General features: G+C 70.6%; 1 pseudogene. It reads left to right on the top strand.

The annotated features are described in order from the left end of the window. Positions 1-11: 11 nt before the first annotated feature. Positions 12-235, top strand: a pseudogene (locus tag AB1471_RS17925) (aspartate dehydrogenase); the annotation flags it as partial.

The raw sequence follows: 235 nt of genomic DNA, 5'->3' as shown, positions 1-235 counted from the left end.
CGGAAGCCCTCATGACCGGGCGCGACCTGCTGGTCTGCGCCACCGGGGCTTTTACCGACGACAGCCTCTTTGAAGGGCTGGCGGGACTGGCCCGGCAGTACGGGCGGCGGCTGATAATCCCCTCCGGCGCTATCGGCGGGATTGACGCCCTCGCCAGCGCGGCCCTGGTCGGCCTTGACGAAGTCAGCGTCATCACCCGCAAACCGCCCCTCGCCTGGGTCGGGACCGCCGCCGA

The organism is Jeotgalibacillus marinus, from assembly GCF_040801915.1.
In the GTDB taxonomy this organism is placed as follows: Bacteria; Bacillota; Bacilli; order Bacillales; family Jeotgalibacillaceae; genus Jeotgalibacillus; species Jeotgalibacillus marinus.
This window is presented reverse-complemented; position numbering and strand designations above follow the sequence as displayed.